This window comes from Acidiphilium acidophilum, assembly GCF_033842475.1.
Lineage (GTDB): Bacteria > Pseudomonadota > Alphaproteobacteria > Acetobacterales > Acetobacteraceae > Acidiphilium > Acidiphilium acidophilum.
The window spans coordinates 2,719,541-2,738,756 of the sequence record NZ_JAWXYB010000018.1; the positions used below are offsets into that span (position 1 = coordinate 2,719,541).

The 19,216-nt window shown below is 64.7% G+C and carries 18 protein-coding genes; 8 read left to right on the top strand and 10 right to left on the bottom strand.

Annotated elements, in window-relative coordinates; translation table 11 throughout:
• Window positions 1–116 precede the first annotated feature (116 nt).
• The gene (locus SIL87_RS15565) at window positions 117–1,121 is read left to right on the top strand and encodes a dipeptidase (protein ID WP_319615041.1); all 1,005 of its coding nucleotides are present in this window, start codon (window positions 117–119) and stop codon (window positions 1,119–1,121) included.
• A 35-nt stretch (window positions 1,122–1,156) separates the two neighbouring features.
• Here the strand turns inward: SIL87_RS15565 and dnaQ are convergent, their stop codons facing one another.
• The 3 genes from dnaQ to SIL87_RS15580 are packed head-to-tail and all read right to left on the bottom strand — an operon-like array spanning window position 1,157 to window position 3,287.
• The gene (gene dnaQ / locus SIL87_RS15570; protein WP_319615042.1) at window positions 1,157–1,834 is read right to left on the bottom strand and encodes a DNA polymerase III subunit epsilon; all 678 of its coding nucleotides are present in this window, start codon (window positions 1,832–1,834) and stop codon (window positions 1,157–1,159) included.
• Entirely contained in the window at window positions 1,831–2,460 is a 630-nt protein-coding gene (coaE, locus tag SIL87_RS15575; protein WP_319615043.1) for a dephospho-CoA kinase, read from the bottom strand. The genes dnaQ and coaE overlap by 4 nt, the downstream gene beginning before the upstream one ends.
• Window positions 2,457–3,287 carry a shikimate dehydrogenase gene (locus SIL87_RS15580; protein ID WP_319615044.1) on the bottom strand — a complete coding sequence of 277 codons (831 nt, stop codon included), beginning with the start codon at window positions 3,285–3,287 and terminating at the stop codon, window positions 2,457–2,459. The genes coaE and SIL87_RS15580 overlap by 4 nt, the downstream gene beginning before the upstream one ends.
• A gap of 115 nt (window positions 3,288–3,402) precedes the next feature.
• Here SIL87_RS15580 and purU point away from each other — a divergent pair, with 115 nt between their 5' ends.
• Window positions 3,403–4,248 (top strand): formyltetrahydrofolate deformylase, encoded by an 846-nt coding sequence (gene purU, locus SIL87_RS15585; RefSeq protein WP_319615045.1) that lies wholly within the window; start codon window positions 3,403–3,405, stop codon window positions 4,246–4,248.
• An 84-nt stretch (window positions 4,249–4,332) separates the two neighbouring features.
• Here the strand turns inward: purU and SIL87_RS15590 are convergent, their stop codons facing one another.
• Entirely contained in the window at window positions 4,333–5,937 is a 1,605-nt protein-coding gene (locus SIL87_RS15590) for a glycoside hydrolase family 17 protein (RefSeq protein ID WP_319615046.1), read from the bottom strand.
• A gap of 53 nt (window positions 5,938–5,990) precedes the next feature.
• On the opposite strand from SIL87_RS15590, the gene SIL87_RS15595 reads away from it, so the two are divergent.
• Window positions 5,991–6,434 carry a CoA-binding protein gene (locus tag SIL87_RS15595; protein WP_319615996.1) on the top strand — a complete coding sequence of 148 codons (444 nt, stop codon included), beginning with the start codon at window positions 5,991–5,993 and terminating at the stop codon, window positions 6,432–6,434.
• Here SIL87_RS15595 and SIL87_RS15600 read toward each other — a convergent pair.
• The 5 genes from SIL87_RS15600 to SIL87_RS15620 form a co-directional block, all read right to left on the bottom strand.
• Window positions 6,431–7,339, bottom strand: a complete 909-nt coding sequence (locus tag SIL87_RS15600) for an efflux RND transporter permease subunit (protein WP_319615047.1) — start codon at window positions 7,337–7,339, stop codon at window positions 6,431–6,433. The genes SIL87_RS15595 and SIL87_RS15600 overlap by 4 nt on opposite strands.
• Window positions 7,332–8,513, bottom strand: a complete 1,182-nt coding sequence (locus SIL87_RS15605; RefSeq protein WP_319612316.1) for an IS256 family transposase — start codon at window positions 8,511–8,513, stop codon at window positions 7,332–7,334. Before SIL87_RS15605 ends, SIL87_RS15600 begins: the two co-directional genes overlap by 8 nt.
• Window positions 8,465–10,939 (bottom strand): efflux RND transporter permease subunit, encoded by a 2,475-nt coding sequence (locus tag SIL87_RS15610; RefSeq protein ID WP_319615048.1) that lies wholly within the window; start codon window positions 10,937–10,939, stop codon window positions 8,465–8,467. The genes SIL87_RS15605 and SIL87_RS15610 overlap by 49 nt, the downstream gene beginning before the upstream one ends.
• A 4-nt stretch (window positions 10,940–10,943) precedes the next feature.
• On the bottom strand, window positions 10,944–12,140 hold the full coding sequence (locus tag SIL87_RS15615; RefSeq protein WP_319615049.1) for an efflux RND transporter periplasmic adaptor subunit: 1,197 nt from the start codon (window positions 12,138–12,140) through the stop codon (window positions 10,944–10,946).
• A 238-nt stretch (window positions 12,141–12,378) separates the two neighbouring features.
• Window positions 12,379–13,161: a class II aldolase/adducin family protein gene (locus SIL87_RS15620; protein ID WP_319615050.1), complete on the bottom strand. Its 783-nt coding sequence runs from the start codon at window positions 13,159–13,161 to the stop codon at window positions 12,379–12,381.
• Window positions 13,162–13,459: 298 nt separating this feature from the next.
• Here SIL87_RS15620 and SIL87_RS15625 point away from each other — a divergent pair, with 298 nt between their 5' ends.
• Together SIL87_RS15625 and SIL87_RS15630 are read left to right on the top strand one after the other, a co-directional pair.
• Window positions 13,460–14,086, top strand: a complete 627-nt coding sequence (locus SIL87_RS15625; protein ID WP_319615051.1) for a DsbA family protein — start codon at window positions 13,460–13,462, stop codon at window positions 14,084–14,086.
• Between the two features lie 51 nt (window positions 14,087–14,137).
• Window positions 14,138–15,373 (top strand): DNA polymerase IV, encoded by a 1,236-nt coding sequence (locus tag SIL87_RS15630; RefSeq protein WP_319615052.1) that lies wholly within the window; start codon window positions 14,138–14,140, stop codon window positions 15,371–15,373.
• Between the two features lie 11 nt (window positions 15,374–15,384).
• On the opposite strand, the gene SIL87_RS15635 is transcribed toward SIL87_RS15630, so the two are convergent.
• Window positions 15,385–16,020 (bottom strand): GntR family transcriptional regulator, encoded by a 636-nt coding sequence (locus SIL87_RS15635; protein ID WP_319615053.1) that lies wholly within the window; start codon window positions 16,018–16,020, stop codon window positions 15,385–15,387.
• Window positions 16,021–16,150: 130 nt separating this feature from the next.
• Between SIL87_RS15635 and SIL87_RS15640 the strand changes: the two genes are divergently transcribed.
• Genes SIL87_RS15640 through SIL87_RS15650 form a run of 3 tightly spaced genes read left to right on the top strand, consistent with a single transcriptional unit; the run spans window position 16,151 to window position 19,215 of the window.
• On the top strand, window positions 16,151–17,398 hold the full coding sequence (locus tag SIL87_RS15640; protein ID WP_319615054.1) for a CaiB/BaiF CoA transferase family protein: 1,248 nt from the start codon (window positions 16,151–16,153) through the stop codon (window positions 17,396–17,398).
• Window positions 17,395–18,180, top strand: coding sequence for an enoyl-CoA hydratase/isomerase family protein (locus SIL87_RS15645; protein ID WP_319615055.1), 786 nt, complete (start codon window positions 17,395–17,397; stop codon window positions 18,178–18,180). Before SIL87_RS15640 ends, SIL87_RS15645 begins: the two co-directional genes overlap by 4 nt.
• A gap of 42 nt (window positions 18,181–18,222) precedes the next feature.
• Entirely contained in the window at window positions 18,223–19,215 is a 993-nt protein-coding gene (locus SIL87_RS15650) for a bile acid:sodium symporter family protein (protein WP_319615056.1), read from the top strand.
• Window position 19,216: the final 1 nt, after the last annotated feature.

Genomic DNA, 19,216 nt, shown 5'->3' on the forward strand with positions numbered 1-19,216 from the left:
CGCCGGGTGCGGGGCTTTCCCTCGTTGGTACATTAGCACGAATGGAATATCCGCCCGGATTTTTTTCCGTTTGCGGACGGACTTGACCGCACGCGGCAGGGCGGCGAGGGTTGGGCATGGCACATGAAGTTCACGATCGGCTGCTCGTCATTGATTCCCATGTCGATATTCCCTGGCCGAACGGGCCGGCCTTCACTGCCGATGGGCCGCGCTGCGTCGATCTGCCCAAGGTGAGGCGCGGCGGGGTGGGTGCCGTGTGTTTCGCGGCCTATATTCCGCAGGGCCGGCGTGACGAGGCCGGAAATGCCGAAGCGCGCGGGCGGGCGCTGGCGATGCTGGACACGATCGTGGCGATGGGCGGTGCCGAAGGGGCGGTGGTGGCGAGCAGTGCCGATGCGATCGAGGCCGCGCATCGGGCCGGGCGGTTCGCGGTGATCCCTGCGGTGGAGAACGGCACTGCGCTGGGCGGCGACCTTGCTCTACTCGACGAATTCGCGGCGCGGGGTGTGCGTTATATGACCCTCACCCATAACGGCCATAATGCCCTGGCCGATGCGGCGATTCCGCGCGCGGACCTTGGCGACGGGCCGACCGAGCATGGCGGGCTTTCCGCGCTCGGGCGGGACGCGATCGGGCGGATGAACCGGCTCGGTATTCTCATCGATGTCAGTCACGCGGCGAAATCGACCATGATGCAGGCGGTGGCGCTGTCGCGGACGCCGATCGTCGCGACGCATTCCTGCGCCCGGGCCCTGTGCGACCATCCGCGCAATCTCGATGACGAGCAACTCGACGCGATGCGCGATGCGGGCGGGCTGGTCCAGATCACCATGGTGTCGGCGTTTCTCAGGCGCGGCGCCAAACCCTCGGAGGTCAATGTCGGGACCATTGCGGATCATGTGGATTACGTCGCAGGGCGGATCGGCATCGATCATGTCGGGATCGGGACGGATTTCGATGGTGGCGGCGGTGTCGCGGGCTATATGCATGCGGGCCAGACCCCGGGACTGACCGCGGAACTGGCGAGCAGGGGGTATGACGAGACCGCGCTCGGCAAGATCTGGGGCGGGAATTTCCTGCGGGTGCTGCGGGTGGCGGAACGCGAACGGCAGGCGGCCTAGCACGGCCCTGCTTCCCCGCTACCCTGGCCCCTGCCCTAAGCTGCCCAGACCGCGTCCTTCATGCCGGACACGAAGGCCGCGTGCGCGGCCAGTTCCTCCTCGGTCGCGGTGACCAGACGGGCGGTTCGGGGGCCCTGGTGCTGGTATTCCACGAGGGTCAGGCCACCGCCGACGTCGGCTGCGAGGTCGAAACCGCGCTGGCGGCCACCGGTGAGTTCCACATAGACTTCGGCGAGGAGTTTGCAGTCGAGCAGCGCGTTATGGGTGGTGCGGGCCGACAGGTCGATTTCGAAACGGCGGCACAGCGCATCGAGGCTGTTGGGCATGCCGGGGAAGCGCGCTTTGGCAAGGGCGAGCGTGTCGATCATCCGGGCGCGATCGAGCGCGGGACGACGCAACCGGGCGAGTTCGGCGTCGAGAAAGCCGAAATCGAAGGCGGCATTATGGGCGACCAGCGGATCGTTGCCGAAGAAGGCCAGCAGCTCGTCGGCGATGGCGGCGAAGGTCGGTTTACCGGCGATATCGGCATTGGTGATGCCGTGAATGCGCGAGGCGTCGGGCGGGATGTCGCGTTCGGGGTCGATCAGGCGGTGGAAGGTGCGGGTGGTCGGCAGGTCGTTATGCAGTTCGATCGCGGCGACCTCGATCACCCGGTCGCCATGCAGGGGATCGAGGCCGGTGGTTTCGGTGTCGAACAGGACGGAGCGTGTCATGGGCTTCGGTGACATACCGGTGCGAGTCGGGACAATCGCTGCGGAGGGATATCGCGGGCGATGATCCGGCGGACGATGCGGGCGGTGACGCCGCGCGAGAGCCCGGTGAAAATGGTGATGTCCGCGCGGCGGCGTTTTTCGTGATCGGGCATTTGCAGGGCGATGATCCGGGCGATTTCGGGCGGGGCGAGGCCACGGCGGCGGACCCGGGCGATCTGGATGTCGCGCGGGGCGGATACGGTGATGACGAGATCGACCCGGCGCGCGCCGCCGGTTTCGAGCAGCAGGGGAATGTCGAGCACCACGGCGCGGGCGCGGTGGCGGCGGGCGCGGGCGAGAAACCGGTGTTCGGACTGGCGGACCAGACGGTGCATGAGGGTTTCGAGCTGCTTGCGGGCGGCGGGGTCGGCGAGGATGCGGGCGCGCAGGGCGGCGCGGTCGAGCACGCCGTCGCGGACCACGCCGGGGAAAGCGGCGGTGATCGGAGCGATGGCGGCGCCGCCGGGAGACTGAGCGCGCCGGACTTCGGCATCCGCGTCGAACACCGGGACGCCGTGGCGGCGGAACATGGCGGCGACGGTCGATTTACCCATGCCGATGCCGCCGGTGAGGCCGAGGATTTTCACCCGGCGAGATCGGCCGCGACGATGCGGTAGAGTTCGTTATCGACCACCGGGGTGACGCCGAACCAGGCGGCGAAACCCGGGACCGCCTGATGCAGCAGCATGCCGAGACCACCCGCGGTGCGCAGACCCCGCGCGCGGGCCGCGGCGAGCAGCCCGGTTTCGAGCGGGACATAGACGATGTCGGCCACGGCGAGAGACGGTGGCGCAGCGTCGAGCGTAAGGTCGAGGGCAGCATGCCCGGACATGCCCAGCGCGGTGGTGTTGACCAGCAGCGCATGATCGGACAGGGCCGCCGCGCGGTCATCCCACCGGATCGCGCGGCCCGACAACGTGGTCGCGAGGGTGGTGGCGCGTTCATGCGTGCGGTTGCAGTAGGTGACCGGGATGCCGCAATCGGCCAGGGCCGCGCCGATCGCGCGGGCTGCGCCGCCGGCACCGAGAACGAGCGCGGGGCCGGCGGCGGGATCGATGTCATGGGCTCGGAGGTTGGCGAGGAAGCCGGTGCCATCGGTGTTCGAGCCGAGGATCGCGCCATCGCGGAAGACCAGCGTGTTCACCGCCCCGGCGCGCAGGGCACCGGGGCAGACCTCGTCGCATAAGGCGAAGGCGGCCTGCTTGTGGGGGATCGTGACATTGACGCCCGCGAACCCCATGCGGACCAAAGCGGCGACACAGGCGGGAAAATCATCCGGATGGACCGGAAGCGGCAGATAGGCCCCGTCGATCGCGTGCCGTGCCAACCATGTGCCGTGCAGGAGCGGCGAACGGGAATGGGCGACCGGCCAGCCGATCACCCCGGCGAGGCGCGCTTGGCCGGTGAGGTGCATGGCGTGGTTCGATCATGAACCGGAGCCATGAGCAAGCCCTGACTGGCGCAGGGGACGGATTGACAGGGTGGAGGGGGCGGGGAACACATCGGGCAGCAACGGAGCCGCCTGCACGATGACCACCGCCATCCTCACTCTGTCCTGTCGCAACCGCGCCGGAATCGTCGGCACGGTCGGTAATTTTCTGTATCAGCACGGGATCGACATCCGCGAAGCCCAGCAGTTCGACGACCGGGCCAGCGGGCAGTTTTTCATGCGCGTGGTGTTCGAACCGCTCGATGCGTCGGCCCCGAAGCCCGACTTCAAACCGATCGCCGACTCCTACGGTATGAACTGGGCGATTACCGAGACCGCGCATCGGCCCCGGGCGATGATTCTGGTATCGCGGTTCGACCATTGTCTGGTCGACCTGCTCTATCGGCAACGAACCGGCGAACTGCCGATGGATATTGCCGGGATCATCGCCAACCATCCGCGCGAAACCTATGAACACCTGGATCTGGATGGCATTCCCTTTCATCATCTGCCGATCGCCGCCGAGACCAAGATGGAGCAGGAGGCGGAAATCTGGCGGCTGGTGCGGGATTCCGGGGCGGAACTGGTGATCCTGGCGCGCTACATGCAGGTTCTGTCGGACGCGCTGGTGGCGAAACTGGCGGGGCGATGCATCAATATCCACCACTCGTTCCTGCCCGGATTCAAAGGCGCGAAACCGTATCATCAGGCTTACGCACGCGGGGTGAAGCTGATCGGGGCGACCGCGCATTACGTGACCACCGCCCTCGATGAAGGGCCGATCATCGAACAGGATGTCGAACGGATTTCCCATGGCGATACACCGGAAACGTTGGTGCGCAAGGGACGCGATATCGAACGGCGGGTGCTTGCGCGCGCCGTGCTGTTTCATGTGGAACGGCGGGTGTTCATCAGCGGGAGCAAGACCGTGGTGTTCGGGGGGTAGACCTGGGCGGCAGGAAATGCTGCTTTTGTGCGCAGAAATCAGCAGAAAACTTCGACGAGTTCGGCTCCGGGGATATCCGAAGGATCAATTTGCGGCGTGTGCCTCGTTGCGCATGTTCGTCCGCCGCAATGTCCCAACGAGATTTGGAGCCGCGAGGATGAGGGCGAGCAGGTTCCAGATCAGGAATTCGGTGTTGAGCAGCCCGGAGATGACGATGCTGGCGATTGCGCCGACGGCGATGACCGCACTCGGCAGCCAGTCCCGCCAGTCATTGGCCGCGGGGAGATCGCGCGCGAGGAGCCGCCATATTGCTACGATCACCGGGACCGCGAAGATGGCGAACGGCGCGTCGCGGTAGCGCGGATCGAACACGAGAAAGGCCTGGACGATCGCTGTGGTGAACAGAAACAGGAACCAGAGATGATCGAACCGGCGTGCCGCCCAGTCGCGCAAATGGGCATGACCGAACAGGCTGGCCCGGGCGAGCAGGATGGTATGGGCTGCCGGGGTCGATCGCGCAGGGCCGCGCGCGCGGCGGATCGCGAACCATGCCAGCGCCGCCTGGGCCGGGATGTTCACGAGGGCGCAGATGATCAGCGAATAATCATATAGCTCATGCCACGTGATCGCGCCGGCATAGGTGAGCGCATTGCCGAGGCCGAATGCGAGCGCAATTGCGAGCGGCCCGACCGCCCCCCCGAAAATCGTGAGCGCGACCGAAAGCAGGATTGCGGTACCGGCGTAGAGCGGCCAGTGCGGCATTTCGACGACCGGGCCTTCGAGCGGAAACTTGGGCTGGCGCGCGGCGTTCCAGATCCCCCAATTGGCTCCGGCAATGCCTTCGTCGTGATATTTCCAGTTCTGGTCGAAGGCTTCGATCAGGTTGTAATCGACGTGATCGCGATGCGCGAGGCTGACGAATTTGCGGAGAAAAACCGCTTCGTTGATGCGCGACGGGGCGGCATCGCCGCGCCAGCGGCCACGGCTCGGCCAGCCGGTTTCGCCGACCGAGATGCGCTTGCCGGGGAAGAGTTTTTCGGTCCTGGCGATGGTGCGACCGATGCGGGCAATGGCGGCGTTCACATTTACCGGATGGTTCTGCCAATAGGGCAGCAGGTGGATCATGACGATGTCGACGTGTTTGGCGACCTGGGGAAATTCGAACCAGAAACTCGCGACATCCGCATAGGCCACTGGCTGTTTGACCCGCGCCCTGACGTAGTCGATGTCCTTGATGAGATCGGCTGCCGAGAGATCGCGGCGGAGCAGGACCTCGTTGCCGACGACGACGCGGGTGTCGGTATGCGGATGGGCGTTGGCCTGGGCGATGCCGGCGGCCATTTCCCGGGCGTTGTCCCTGGGGTTCGAGCCGAGCCAGATGCCGACCCAGACTTTCAGCCCGGCCTGCTTCGCGAGCGCGCCGATGTCGTAATCGCCTTCGAGCGATGAATAGGTGCGGATGCCATCGGCGTGTTTCGCGATGAGTTTGAGATCCTGCGCGACTTCGGCACCGGTTGGGAAGGTGCCGGTGAGCGGCGATTGCCAGGCGCGGAACGGCGCGTAGGAAACCGAATGAAACCGGGCATCCGGCATGGTCACGTCACCCGCCTGCGGGCGGTTCGGCCAGAACCACACGGCGAGTGTGAGCAGGCCGAAGATGAAAATGAGATAGGGTCTTGCCGCGCGCATCCGGCAAAGCTCTACAGGAGCAACCGGCAACCGGCCAGAGGAGGCAGCGGATGATGACGGCGATCGATGGCCTGGACGACGCGGCGATTCGGAGGATTTTGCAGCGGACGCAGCGGATTGCGCTGGTCGGGGCCTCGGCCAATCCTGAGCGCCCCTCCAACCGGGTGATGCGGTTTCTGCTCGATCGCGGGTATGTGGTCACGCCGGTCAACCCTGGTCTGGCGGGACACCATCTGCACGGACAACGCGTGGTCGCTTCCCTCGATGAAGCCGAACCGCTCGATATGGTGGACCTGTTCCGTGCCAGCGAGAAGGTGATGCCCGCCGTGGCGGCGGCCATCCGGCTCAAGGCGAAAACAATCTGGATGCAACTCGGCGTGGTCAACCCGGAAGCAGCCGCTATCGCCCGCGCCGCCGGGTTGACCGTGGTGATGAACCGCTGCCCGGCCATCGAACGTCCCCGACTTGGGATGGAGGGGGCGAGCCCCCGACCTTAATCGTCGCCGGCGTGTTCGACCATGCGGGGTTGGGGGGCGCGTTTGCGGTGGCTGCGTTCGCGCATGGTTTCGAACACGACGTAGAGCAGGGGAATGACGAAGATACCGATGCCGCTGGCGGCGATCATGCCGGCGAAGACCGGAGTGCCGAGGGAGCGGCGGGTGATCTGGGCGGCGCCGGTGGCGATGACGAGGGGAAGCAGGCCGAAGACGAAGGCGATCGAGGTCATCATGACGGCGCGGAACCGCATTTTGGCACCGGCGATGGCGGCTTCGTGGATGCTCATGCCTTCTTCCCGGCGCTCCTTGGCGAATTCGACGATCAGGATGCCGTTTTTGGCGGCGAGGGCGATGAGCACGACGAGGCCGATTTCGGCGTAGAGGTCGAAGGTCAGCCCGGCGATGACGATGCCGAGCATGGCACCGAACACACCGACGACGACCGAGAGGAGCACCGGGATCGGGATGATCCAGCTTTCGTAGAGGGCGACCAGAAAGAGGAAGGCGAAGGTGAGCGAAAGGGCGAAGACGTAGACGGCCTGCCCTTTGGCCTGTTCCTGCAGGTAGGCGGTGCTGGTCCAGTCATACGAGAAGCCGGTGGGCAGAACGCGGCTGGAAAGTTTCGCCATGGCGGCGAGAGCGGCGTTGGAAGAGACCCCGGGGGCCGGGTTGCCGATGATCTGGGCGGCTTCGGAGTCGTTATAGCGGCTGATGATCTGCGGGCCGAGCACGGTGTGGGCGGTGGCGAGCGAGCGCATCGAGACCATCGCACCGGAGTTGCTGCGGACGTAGATCCGCCAGATACCGGCTTCGGTATCGCGGTCGCGTTCCTTGGCCTGGATATTGACCTGCCAGAGATTGAGCAACCTGATGTCTGGAAAATAGGGCGAGCGGGGGTCAGGCATCCTGGTAGTCCCACTTGATGTAGCCCTTGGTGTCGGCGGCCCATTTTTCATCGATTTCGACGAGGACGGCGCTGACGAGGCGTTCGAGGGAGGCTTCGTTGGGGAAGACCCTGATTTTGGTGGTGCGGCGTTTGAGTTCCTGCTGGATGCCGCGTTCCATGGGGTTGGAAGTGCGAAGCCGGCGCTGGTGGGGTTCTGGCAGTGTGAAGACGGTGAGGCCTTCGGGGATATTTCGTTCGAGCCAATCGGCGAGCTTTGGTGCGGTGTCGCGATAGGCATTGACGAGGGTTGTGAGAGCGATCTGGGCAGCGGCGAGGGAATTTGCGTTCCAGACGGTCCGGAGTTCTGCGCCGATGCGTTTGCGGATGGCGTGGTTGGGGGCGTGGTGGATGGCGTTTTGGGCGAGGTGGAACTGGCATCGTTGCCAGTGTGCGGCGCCGAAGACGGCGCGGCGTGCGGCGTGCAATCCGGCATGGTCATCGGAGACGATGAATTCGACGCCTCGCAGGCCACGCTGATGGAGGCTTTCGAGGAAGGCACGCCAATGGACTTCGGCCTCGGAAAGGGCGACCGAGACGCCGAGGACACGGCGGCGTTCATCGGGTCCGATGCCGATGGCCGAGAGCACGGCGGCATCGCGGACGACGCCATTATCGCGCATTTTTTCATATCTGGCGTCGAGGATGAGGTAGCGGATCTCGGCGAGGGGTCGGGTGCGCCAGGCGGCGAGTTCGTCATCGAGCAGCTTGCTGGCGCGGCTGACCTGAGCGGAGGAGAGGCTTTCGATGCCGAATTCGCGCATGACGGCCTCGACGTCGCGGGTGGAGACGCCTTTGATGTACATTTCGGCGACGGCGACCATGACGGCGCGGACCGAGCGTCGGCCGCGTTCGAGGGACTGTGGGTAGAAGGGTTCGCCCACGTGACCGGCGGTTTTGGGGACATCGACGGTGATCGACCCGGCCGGGGTATCGATCCGCTTGGGCTTGTAGCCATTGGCGTAACCCTGACGATCGGGGTTGCGCTCGTAGTGACTGGCGTGGAGGAAGCGTTCGCGCTCGATCTGCATGGCGAGTTCGAAGGTCCTGGCAAATACCGTGGCGATATCGCCTGCGCCGTTTTCGATCAGATGTTCCAAAAGTGCCTCGATAATCGTATCCTTTTTGGCGTCCATTCATCGGTCTCCATGTTGGTGTGAACAACTGCATGGAATACCAGAATGAACAGCCCTTGCCGGGGCATGCCCCGGCAAGGGCACCAACTCCCAACCCAAAATGAATTTCCAGACGTCAGGTTACACCACCCCTGCCAGACCTGTCCGAACAGGTTGAACTGGTTGACGTAATAGCCACCGAGAGACGCCTGGAGCGCCTGGAAGATCGACGAGATCGGCACGCCGAGCGCCTGGGCTTTGGCGCGATCGATATCGAGATAGATCGACGGTGTATTGGCCGAATAGGTGCTGAAGACCCGGCTGAGTTTTTTGTCGCCGTTGGCCGCGACGATGAGGGCTTTCAGCACGGAGTCGAATTTCTGCTGGCTCGCGGCCTGGACGTTTTCAAGCTCGTAGGTGAAGCCACCATTGGTGGAGAGGCCGATGATCGGGGGCAGGTTGAAGGCGACGACGCTGGCCCCTTTGAGTTGCGCGCCCATCTGGAACACCTTGGCGATCACCGCGTTCACCGAGTTTTTCGCGCCCGGCCGCTGGCTGAAGGGTTTGAGGTGGGCGACCATGAACAGGGCGTTGGGTTCGGTGGCGGAATCGAGGATGGAGTAGCCATTGATCGCGATGACGTCCTGAACCTGGGGCAGGGTGTGGATCATTTTCGCGAGTTTCTGGCCCATGGCATCGGTTCGTTGCAGGGATGCGCCGGGTGGCAGGGTGGCCTGGATGAAGAAGGCGCCCTGGTCTTCATCGGGCAGGAAGCCGCCGGGGGTGATGCTGGAGAGCAGGAAGGCCCCGATACCGAAGGCGAGGATGACCAGCAGAGCAAGGACTGAGCGCTTGACCACCCGGCTGACGAAATTCGCGTAGCCGTTGCGGGTACGATCGATGAAGCCGAGGATTTTCGCCATGATGCCGTGGTGTTTTTCACGGCGGAGCAGCAGGGCGCACAGGGCGGGCGAAAGGGTGAGCGCGTTGAGCGCCGAGATCAGCATGGCCGTGCTGATGGCGACCGCAAACTGGGTGAACAGCAGGCCGGACAGGCCGGGGATGAAAGCGGTAGGGACGAAGACCGAGAGCAGGACGAGCATGATCGCGATGATCGGTGCCTGGATCTGCGACATGGCGATCTTGGCTGCTTCCTTTGGTGTCAGTTCAGGATTTTCCTCCATGACGCGTTCGATGTTTTCGACCACCACGATCGCGTCATCGACGACGAGGCCGGTCGCGACCACCAGCGCGAGGAGGGTGACGGTGTTGGCCGAGTAGCCGAGCGCGAGCATGAAGGCGAAGCTGCCGAGCAGGGCGATGGGCACCACGATGGAAGGCACCAGGGCTGCCCGCCATGAGCCGAGGAACAGAAAGACGACGATGACGACCAGGACGAAGGCTTCGATCAGGGTCTTGATCACTTCGTCGATCGTGTCGGAGACGAAGGAGCTGGAGTTGTAGACGGTCTTGCTGGAGAGGCTTTTGGGGAAGCGCGCGCTGAGCTTGGCGATTTCCTTCTCGACGCGGGCGGAGGTTGCGACCGCGTTGGCGCCGGGCGAGAGGAACACCCCGATTGCGACGCCGGGATGACCGTTGATGCGGTCGATCTGGTTTTCGCTCTGGGGGCCGAGGGCGATGTGCGCGACATCCTTGAGACGGAGGAGCGAGCCGTCCTTGTTGCCGCGGATGACGATGTTACCGAATTGCTTGACGGTGCTCAGACGGCCCTGGGTCTGGACCGAGAGCTGGTATTGCTGGTCGCCGCCGATCGGCATCAGACCGATCGTGCCGACCGGTGCCTGGGTGTTCTGATCCTGGATCGCGCTGATCAGGTCGCCCGGGGTGAGGCCGAGTTCGGCGAGGCGGTTGGTGTTGTAGACCACCCGCATCGAGTAATCCTGCTCGCCGAACATATGGGCCTGACCGACGCCGTCGACCCGGGAGAGCGGGTTGAGGACATTGATTTTGACGTAGTTCGAGATCTGCAGCGGGGTGAGCTTGTTGTCCGGGCTGTAGAAAAAGACGAATTGCAGCACCGAGGAGGATTTTTTGGTGACCGTAACACCTTCCTTCTGGACCTCGGAGGGAAGCTGGGTGAGCGCCTGCTGGACCGCGTTGGTGACGTTGACTTCGTCGATGTCCGGGTTGCTGCCGAGCTTGAAGGTGACGGTGAGGCCGTAGGTGCCGTCGTTCGCGCTGGTCGATGAATAGTAGATTTCATCGGTGAGGCCGTTGATCTGCTGTTCGAGCGGTTCGGCCACCGTGTCGTTCACGACTTTCGAGGAGGCGCCGGGATAGGTGGCGCTGACCTGGACCGAGGGCGGCACGATCGAGGGGAACTGGGCGACCGGAATGCGGGTCATCGCGATCGCCCCGGCAATGGTGATGACGATCGCGATGACGATGGCGAAGCGGGGCCGGTCGATAAAGAACGAGGGGATCATGGGCTCAGCCCTGCGCCGGCGCGCTGGCGGCGACCGGGGATTTGACCGTTTCGGGATTGACCGTGATTCCGGGGTGCACTTTTTCGATCCCATCGACGATGACGCGGCTGCCGAGCGACAGGCCGCTCGCGATGGTGGCCGTGGCGGGGGTGGTCTGGCCGAGCTTGACGCTGGTGCGTTCGACCTGATTTTTCGCGTTCACGGTGAGCACGTAATCGCCGAGCTGGTCGGACAGGACGGCGTCGCGCGGCAGGACGATCTGTTCGACCGGGTGTTTGGCGCGGACGACGACGGTGACGAACTCGCCGCTGGTAAGTTCGCGGTTGTTGACCTTGGTACCACCTAGGCCCTTGACCACCGGGTTCGGGATGGTGCCCTGCATGGCGAGACTATCGGTGGTCTGGCTGATCTGGTTGCTGGTGAAGTCGAGCGTGCCGACCTGTTTGTCCATCCGCCCGTCGGGCAGGCGGAGTTGCAGTTCCACCGCATTCAGGCCGCCTTGTTTGGCGAATTCCTGGCGGAGTTTGAGGGCGTCCCGCGCCGGCATCGAGAAGGCGACGTAGATCGGGTTTTCGCTGACGACCGTGGCGAGGGTGCCGGTGGTGGGGCTGACGACGTTGCCGATGTTGATATTGGTTGCGCCGATCCGTCCGTCGATCGGGGAGCGGATTTGGGTGTAGCTCAGGTTGATTGCGGCGGTTTCACGCTGGGCTTTGGCGGAATCGAGGTTGGCGGCGTCGCTCTGTTCGGTCGCGCGGTCGTTGTCGAGGGTCGAGCGCTGGCCGGCGGGGGTGTGGAGCAAAGCTTGCGAACGGCCGAGGGTGGTGCGGGCATTGGCGAGGGTGGCCTGGGCGGCGGCGACGGCCGCGTTGGCCTGATCGAAAGCCGCCTGATAGGGACCGGGTTCGATGACGTAGAGCAATTGGCCCTTTTTGACGTCGGCCCCCTGATGGAACAGGCGCTGTTCGAGATAGCCGGTGATGCGCGGGACGAGCTTGACGATGTGCATGGCCTGCACGCGGCCGATATAGGATTGTTCCTGATAGACTTTCTGCTTCTGCACATTGACCACACTGACGGCGGGCGGCGGAGGGGCAGCGGCATGGGCGGCTCCGAGGCTTGCTGCGGTGAGCAGGCCGAGCACCGCGAAGCGACGCACGCGGGTTCGGCGGAGCGCAGGAGCAGGCGATAGTCGACGCATCGGCAACCTCATATCAAAGCATGTCGGCGGAATGGATGATCGGGTGGAACCCGATTCTGGCAAGCCGGGCATGGAACCGCCGGCACTCCTTCAGGAAACGATTGCAACGAAACGGCAACCATCCTGCCCTGCCAAACTTAATAATCCGTCACGCGCGCGTCAATCGCAGCGGCGTGGGTGCAACACTCGGTTACATCGAAACCGGGACTGCGGGTGGGGGCGACCGGGCGCTCCGGGATCAGCTTCGGTAATCGGTGGTCACGGGGTCGATCAGGCGGAGGGCGGCCTGCCATGCCATGGCGCAGTGATTGGTATGAACCGGTTCATCGCGGACATACTGGCTCGCGGTATGGGCGCAGACTTCGGGCGGTGGGATGACGAGTTTGGCTCCGCCCGACATCGCGGCGATCTGGGCCTGGCAGGCGCGTTCGAGAAAATAGATTTCGAGAAAGGCTTCGGGGATGGTGGTGCCGCCGACGAGGAGGCCATGGTTACGCAGGATCATGGCCTTGTTGGTTCCGAGGTCCGCCACGATGCGGGCGCGTTCGTCGAGATCGAGGGCGATGCCCTCATAGCCGTGGTAGGACAGGCAGTTGTAGAATTTCATGGCGTGCTGGCTGATCGGGAGCAGACCGTCCTGCTGGGCGGCGACCGCGATGCCGGCCTGGGTGTGGGTGTGGATGACGCACATCAGGTCCGGGCGGGCCATGTGGATGGCGGAATGAATGGTGAAGCCGGCGGCATTGACGCGCTTGCCGCTCTGACCCGGCGTTTCGATACGATTGCCGTCGAGGTCGATTTTCACGAGGTCGGACGCGCGCATTTCATGGAACAACGTCCCGTAATCGTTGATCAGGAAATGATGATCGGGACCGGGCAGGCGGGCGCTGATATGGGTGTAGATGAAGTCGGTCATGCGGAAATGGGCGACGAGGCGGTAAAGTGCGGCCAGATCGCAACGGATCTGCCATTCGGCTTCGTCGATTCCCGGGGGCGGGGCGATGCGGGTGGTGACGTTCATGATGCGGGTCCTCCGATGCGGAATGCTTGGGCCAAATCGGCGTTTCGTCAAGCCAAAAGATTGGACAAGTAGACCTTCCATTTTGTAGAAAAGGCAGAAAGTTTTTTGCTTCTTTTTTGCAAAAAAGAAGCCTGTCCTTTCTTCGCTGTCCTGTTTGTTACGCCGCCGCCCGCGCCGCGCGTTAACCACCCATTCATCAGGATAGGCTATCCAATCTTCGATCAATAGATGGCTCGCTCTCAAAAACTGGGACTGTTCAAAGTTACGGGACACTTCTCTGGTTTTCGCGGGGTTGCACATGGCTTGGTTTCGCGTGGGGGCGGTTTTGATGGCCGTCGTGACGACGATGAGGGTTGCGGCGGCGGGGTCGGGGGTTTCGGCAGCGAGCTTGGTGCGGCCGGGGGATGTCGTGCTCGGCAATCCGCGTGGGCGGGTGACAATCGTGGATTTCTATGACACCTCGTGCATGCCGTGCCGCGCGATGAACCGGCGGATCGAGCGCATGATCAGGGAGGATCCGCAGATCCGGTATGTGCCGATCGATGTGCCGATACTGGGGCCGCAGAGTGTGCTGGGAGCGAAGGCGCTGGTGGCGGCGCGGATGCAGGGGCAGTTTCACGCAATGCATGCCGAACTGATGCGCCAGCGGCGGTTGCCGACGCGGGCGGTGTTGCGGGCCGATGCGGCGCGATTGGGCTTCGATGTGCCACGGTTCATGCGCGATCTGGCGGGGGCGCACGCGGCCCGGGTGGTGGATGCCGATTTGCGGCGGGCGGCGGCGATGCGGCTGCGGTATGTGCCGGTCGTGTATATCGGGCGCAACCGGATTCCGGGGGCGATGAGTTTCCGAGACCTCGACTGGCTGGTGCATCATGCGGGCGAACAGGTCGTGACCGAGATCGTCGGGCCGCCCGACCCGTCATGAGCGCTGGTTTCGAGGATTGTCAGGCGGGCGGCGGCGTCGCAAGGTTGCGGAATGCCGACGCTGTGCCGATTGTGCGATGCGATTTTCGAGGGTGACGGCGCCTGTCCGCGCTGCGGCGGTGCCTGGCTGGTACGTCATTCCGAGATTGCGACGCTCACGATCGCGCATATCGATTGCGATGCGTTTTTTGCCAGTGTCGAGAAGCGGGATCGGCCGGAGCTGCGCGATCTGCCGGTGATCGTGGGCGGCGGGACGCGGGGCGTGGTGGCAGCGTGTTGTTATGTCGCGCGGCTGTCGGGCGTGCGCTCGGCCATGCCGATGTTCAAGGCGTTGAAATTATGCCCGGATGCCACGGTGATCCGGCCCGATATCCCGAAATACGCAGGCGTGGCGCGGGAGATCAGGGCGATGATGGAGCGGTTGACGCCGCTGGTGCAGCCGCTGTCGATCGACGAGGCGGCGCTGGACCTGGCAGGAACGGCGGCGTTGCATGGCGCGCCGCCGGCTGCGGTGCTGAGCCGGCTCGCGCGGGATGTGGAGCGCGAGGTCGGGGTGACCGTGTCGATCGGGCTGGCTCAGAACCGGCTGTGCGCGAAGTTGGCGGCGGAGCGGGACAAGCCGCGCGGGTTCGCGGTACTCGGCGCGGATGCGCCATCGGTGCTGGCACCGGAGGCGGTGGGGATTCTGCCGGGGGTCGGGCCGGCGCTGGTGCGGCGGCTGGCGGCGCTCGGGATCACTCGGGTCGGGCAGTTGGCGTCGCTCGATTCCCGCGCTGCCCGACTGAAGCTGGGGGATGACGGGCCGGCGCTTGCGGCACGCGCACGGGGCGAGGATGCCCGAGCGGTGGACCCGGTACAGGCGGCCAAGTCGATCAGCGCGGAGACCACGTTCGGGAGCGATATTTCCGATCCGGCGGACCTCGCGCGGGAATTATGGCCGCTATGCGAGCGCGTCGGGCGGCGGTTGCGGGCGGAGGATGTCGCGGCGGCGGCGCTGGTGCTCAAGCTCAAGACCGCGCGGTTCGAAACGGCCACCCATGCGATCCGGCTGACCGCCCCGACCCGACTGCCGGAGACCATGTTCGAGGCGGCGCGGCCGGTGTTGCAGCGCGCGGCGGGGCCCGCGTTCCGGCTGATCGGAATCGGGGCGGCGCGGCTGGTGCCGGGGACGCTGGCCGATCAGGGCGATCTGATGGACCGGGATTCGCCCCGGCGAGCGGCGCGTCAGGAGGCGGTGGATGCGCTGCGGGCGAAATTCGGAACCGGGATCATCCGGCGCGGCGTGTAAGGCGCGGCGGTTCAGGGGACGGCGAAGCCGGCGCGTTCGACTTCGAAGCTCTTATGGCGGAGGTGGGTTTTGAGGATGAGCGCGAGCACCACGCCGTCACGGCGGATCAGGGCGTTGTTCATCGCATCGTGTTCCTGCATCGCGACCTGCCAGTGGGACTCGGTCATCGGGGCGATGTAGCGGGCGCGGCGGATGCGGGCCCCGATACTCTCATAGGTGGCGAGCAGGACGGCGTTCCCGGCGGCGCGAATGATGGCTTCGTGGATCGCGCGGTTGCAGGCGTAGTACGGTACCAGGTCGCGCGCGGCATAGTGTCGCGCCATCTCGGCATGGGTTGCCGCGAGGCGGGCGATTTCATCATCGGTGATGCGCTGGCAGGCAAGTTCGCCGGCGGCGGCTTCGAGAGCGGCGGATACTTCGAACAGGTCGCGGACGTCGGCCTGGGTGAGCCGGGTGGCCCGGGCGCCACGGTTCGGCAGGAGTGTCACGTGACCTTCGGCGGCGAGGACCTTGAGGGCTTCGCGCAACGGGGTGCGCGAGATGTTCATGGCGGCGCAAAGCTCGCGCTCGGCAATCCGCGCGCCGGGGGCAATCCGGCCTTCGAGAAGATGTTCGCGGAGAAGCTGGACCACCTCGGCATGCAGCATGGGGTTTCATACCTAATCTGCCGAGCCGTGCCAAACGACGAATGCATGCAAAATGCTGCCGATCGGTGGAATCTTGTTGACGTCGCGTGTTTTTATCGTAGTTTTGCATGCAAATTAGAGGAAACCGATAATGAACGTCGCTAAACCAGCGGGGTCGCCCGGGCCGCTTGCCGGGATTCGGGTGGTTGATATGTCCCATGTCATGGCCGGCCCGGTATGCGGCATGATGCTGGCGGATATGGGGGCCGAGGTCATCAAGGTCGAGAAGATCCCGGGCGGGGATGATACAAGGCGCTCGGTGCCGCCGGCGGTTGGCGGCGAATCGGCAGCGTTCATGATGATGAACCGGAACAAGCGCGGGATTGCCCTCGATTTGAAAACGGGTGACGGGCGCGAGGCGCTGATGGCGCTCCTTGATGGCAGCGACGTGCTGATCGAAAATTATCGCAAAGGGGCGCTGGACCGGTTGGGATTCGGGTTCGAAGCCCTGCATGCGCGCAATCGGCGGCTGATTTATTGCAGTATTTCGGGCTTCGGACGCACCGGGCCCTATGCCGATCGCGGCGGGTTCGATTTGATTGCGCAGGGCATGAGCGGGGTGATGAGCGTGACCGGCGAAGCGGCGGGCCGGGCGCCGGTGAAGGCAGGGCCGCCGGTGACCGATATCGGGGCGGGGATCATCGCGGCGATGGGAATACTGGCGGCGCTCAATCACCGGCATGTCAGTGGTGAGGGGCAATGGGTCGATACCTCGCTGCTCGAAGCGGGGATCACGTTCATGTACTGGCACGCGGCGATCAGTTTCGCGACCGGGGCATCGCCGGGGCCGTTGGGGTCGGGGCATCCGCTGATGGCGCCGTATCAGGCGTTTCGCACGCTCGATGATCCGATCAATGTCGGCGCGGCGAACGACGCCAACTGGCGGCGGTTGGTCGAGGTGCTGGGAGCGGACGAACTGGGCAGAGACCCGCGTTTTGCCAGCAATGCCGGGCGGATGATGCATCTTGCCGAACTCGCGCCGAAGTTGGAGACGATTTTTCGCACCCGTCCTTCCACAGTCTGGCTGGAGGCGCTTGAGAGGGCAGGTGTGCCGGCGGGGCCGGTACTGACGGTGCAGCAGATGGCGGCGGACCCGCAGGTGATCGCGCGGGAGATGATCGTCGAGACTGATCATGCGGTCGCAGGACCCACCCGCGCGCTCGGCCTGCCGGTGAAGTTTTCCGCAACACCGGGCGGCGTGCGGTATCCCGCCCCTGCCTATGGCCAGCACACCGCCGAGGTGCTGCGCGAGATCGGGTTTCCGGAGGCGCGGATCGCGGCGATGATTGCAGCGGGTGCGGCCCATTCGGCCGACAAGGCACGGGGGGTCGCGGCATGAGCGGGGCAGAGGCTGAACTCCTCTACGAGGTGCGCGAGCGGATCGGGTACGTCACCTTCAACCGGCCTGCGTCGCGCAATGCGCTGACGTTTGCGATGTACGAGGCCTTGGCCGCGTTGTGCACACGGTTGAACGAGACCGATGAGGTGCGCGTGCTGGTGATGACCGGGGCGGGCGACAAGGCATTCGCTGCCGGCACCGACATCAACCAGTTTCGCGCCTTCCGCACCCGGGAGGATGCGATTGCGTATGAGCGGCGGATCGACAAGGTGCTGCGCGCTGTGGAGACCTGCAAGATACCGACGATCGCCGCGATGGGCGGGGCCTGCACGGGCGGTGGTGCCGCGATTGCGGCGGTGTGCGACCTGCGGATTGCGAGTGCCGACCTGCGCTTCGGCTTTCCGATCGCACGGACGCTCGGCAATTGTCTGTCGATCGAGAATTACGCGCGTCTGGTCGGGCTGATCGGGGCGGCGCGGGTCAAGGACATGATTTTCACCGCCCGGCTGCTGGGAGCGGCCGAAGCCGAACGGATCGGCTTGGTTTCGGAGGTCGTGGCGGACCGCGCGGCGCTGCTGGACCGGGCGAGGGAACTTGCCATGACCGTGGCCGGTCATGCGCCGCTGACCTTGCGGGTGACCAAGCAGGCGCTCGACCGGATCGGGCAGTTATCGCGGATCGACGCCGAGGATCTGGTGCTCGCCTGCTACATGAGCGCCGATTTCCGCGAGGGGATGGACGCATTTCTGGGCAAACGTTCGCCGGACTGGCAGGGCCGCTGACGAGGCCCGAGGGGCTAAGAAAAACAAAGGGGGAGCGAAACAATGGAAACCGCACGGTTTCTGATCAACAAGATGATGCCGTTCTGGCTCGTGGTCTGCGGGATCGCGGGGTATGCGGCCCCGCACGTGTTCATCCGGCTGGCACCTTACACGATTTATGACTTGGCAGGCGTGATCCTGCTGATGAGCCTGACGCTGACGCCTGCCGAGATCGGGCCGGTTTTCACCCGGCCCAAGACGTTGATTGCAGGGTTTCTGATCAAATGGATCACCGTGCCGCTTGCGGCGATCGTGGCGGCGCGGCTGGTCTATGCCGGGCAGCCGCAACTCGCGGCCGGGACGATTCTCGACGGAGCGACTCCGGCGGGGGTCACGTCCAACCTGTTCACCTTCCTGGCGCACGGGGCGGTGCCGCTCGCGATCGGGTTGACCTTCGTGCACACGCTGCTTTCGCCGATCCTGACCCCGGCGGTGACCGCGCTGTTCGCACATAAATACGTGCATGTCAGCTTCATGGCGCTGTTTCATCAGATGCTGGTGATCGTGCTGCTGCCGCTGGCCCTCGGCGTGGGAGCGCGCACGATCATCGGAGCGCGGCGGATCGCGCGGGTTCAGCCGGTGTTCCCGATGCTGTCGGCGCTGCTGCTGTATTGTCTCGCCCTCGGGCTGGTCGCGGCGGCAGCACCGGCGATTGCGAAGAACCTCGAATGGGTGCCGATCATCGCGGTGACGACCTCGGTGATCTGCGTCGTCAATCTCGGACTCGCCTACGGGCTTGCGCGGGGGCTGAAACTGGGCGAGGCCGAGGCGCGAGCGATCATGTTCGATGTCGGGATTTATAATTCCGGACTGGGCGCGGTGCTCGCGAGTGTCAATTTCGGGGCGTTCGCGGCACTGCCCGCGCTGATGAACGCCCTGCTCAACATGATCATCGGCTCGATGCTCGCCAGCTATCTCGGCAGCCGGCCGGTGCCCGAACCCTCCCTGCAACCGGTTCGACTGGACCAGAGTGCGCCGCCCCTCGGCGCGGAGTGAA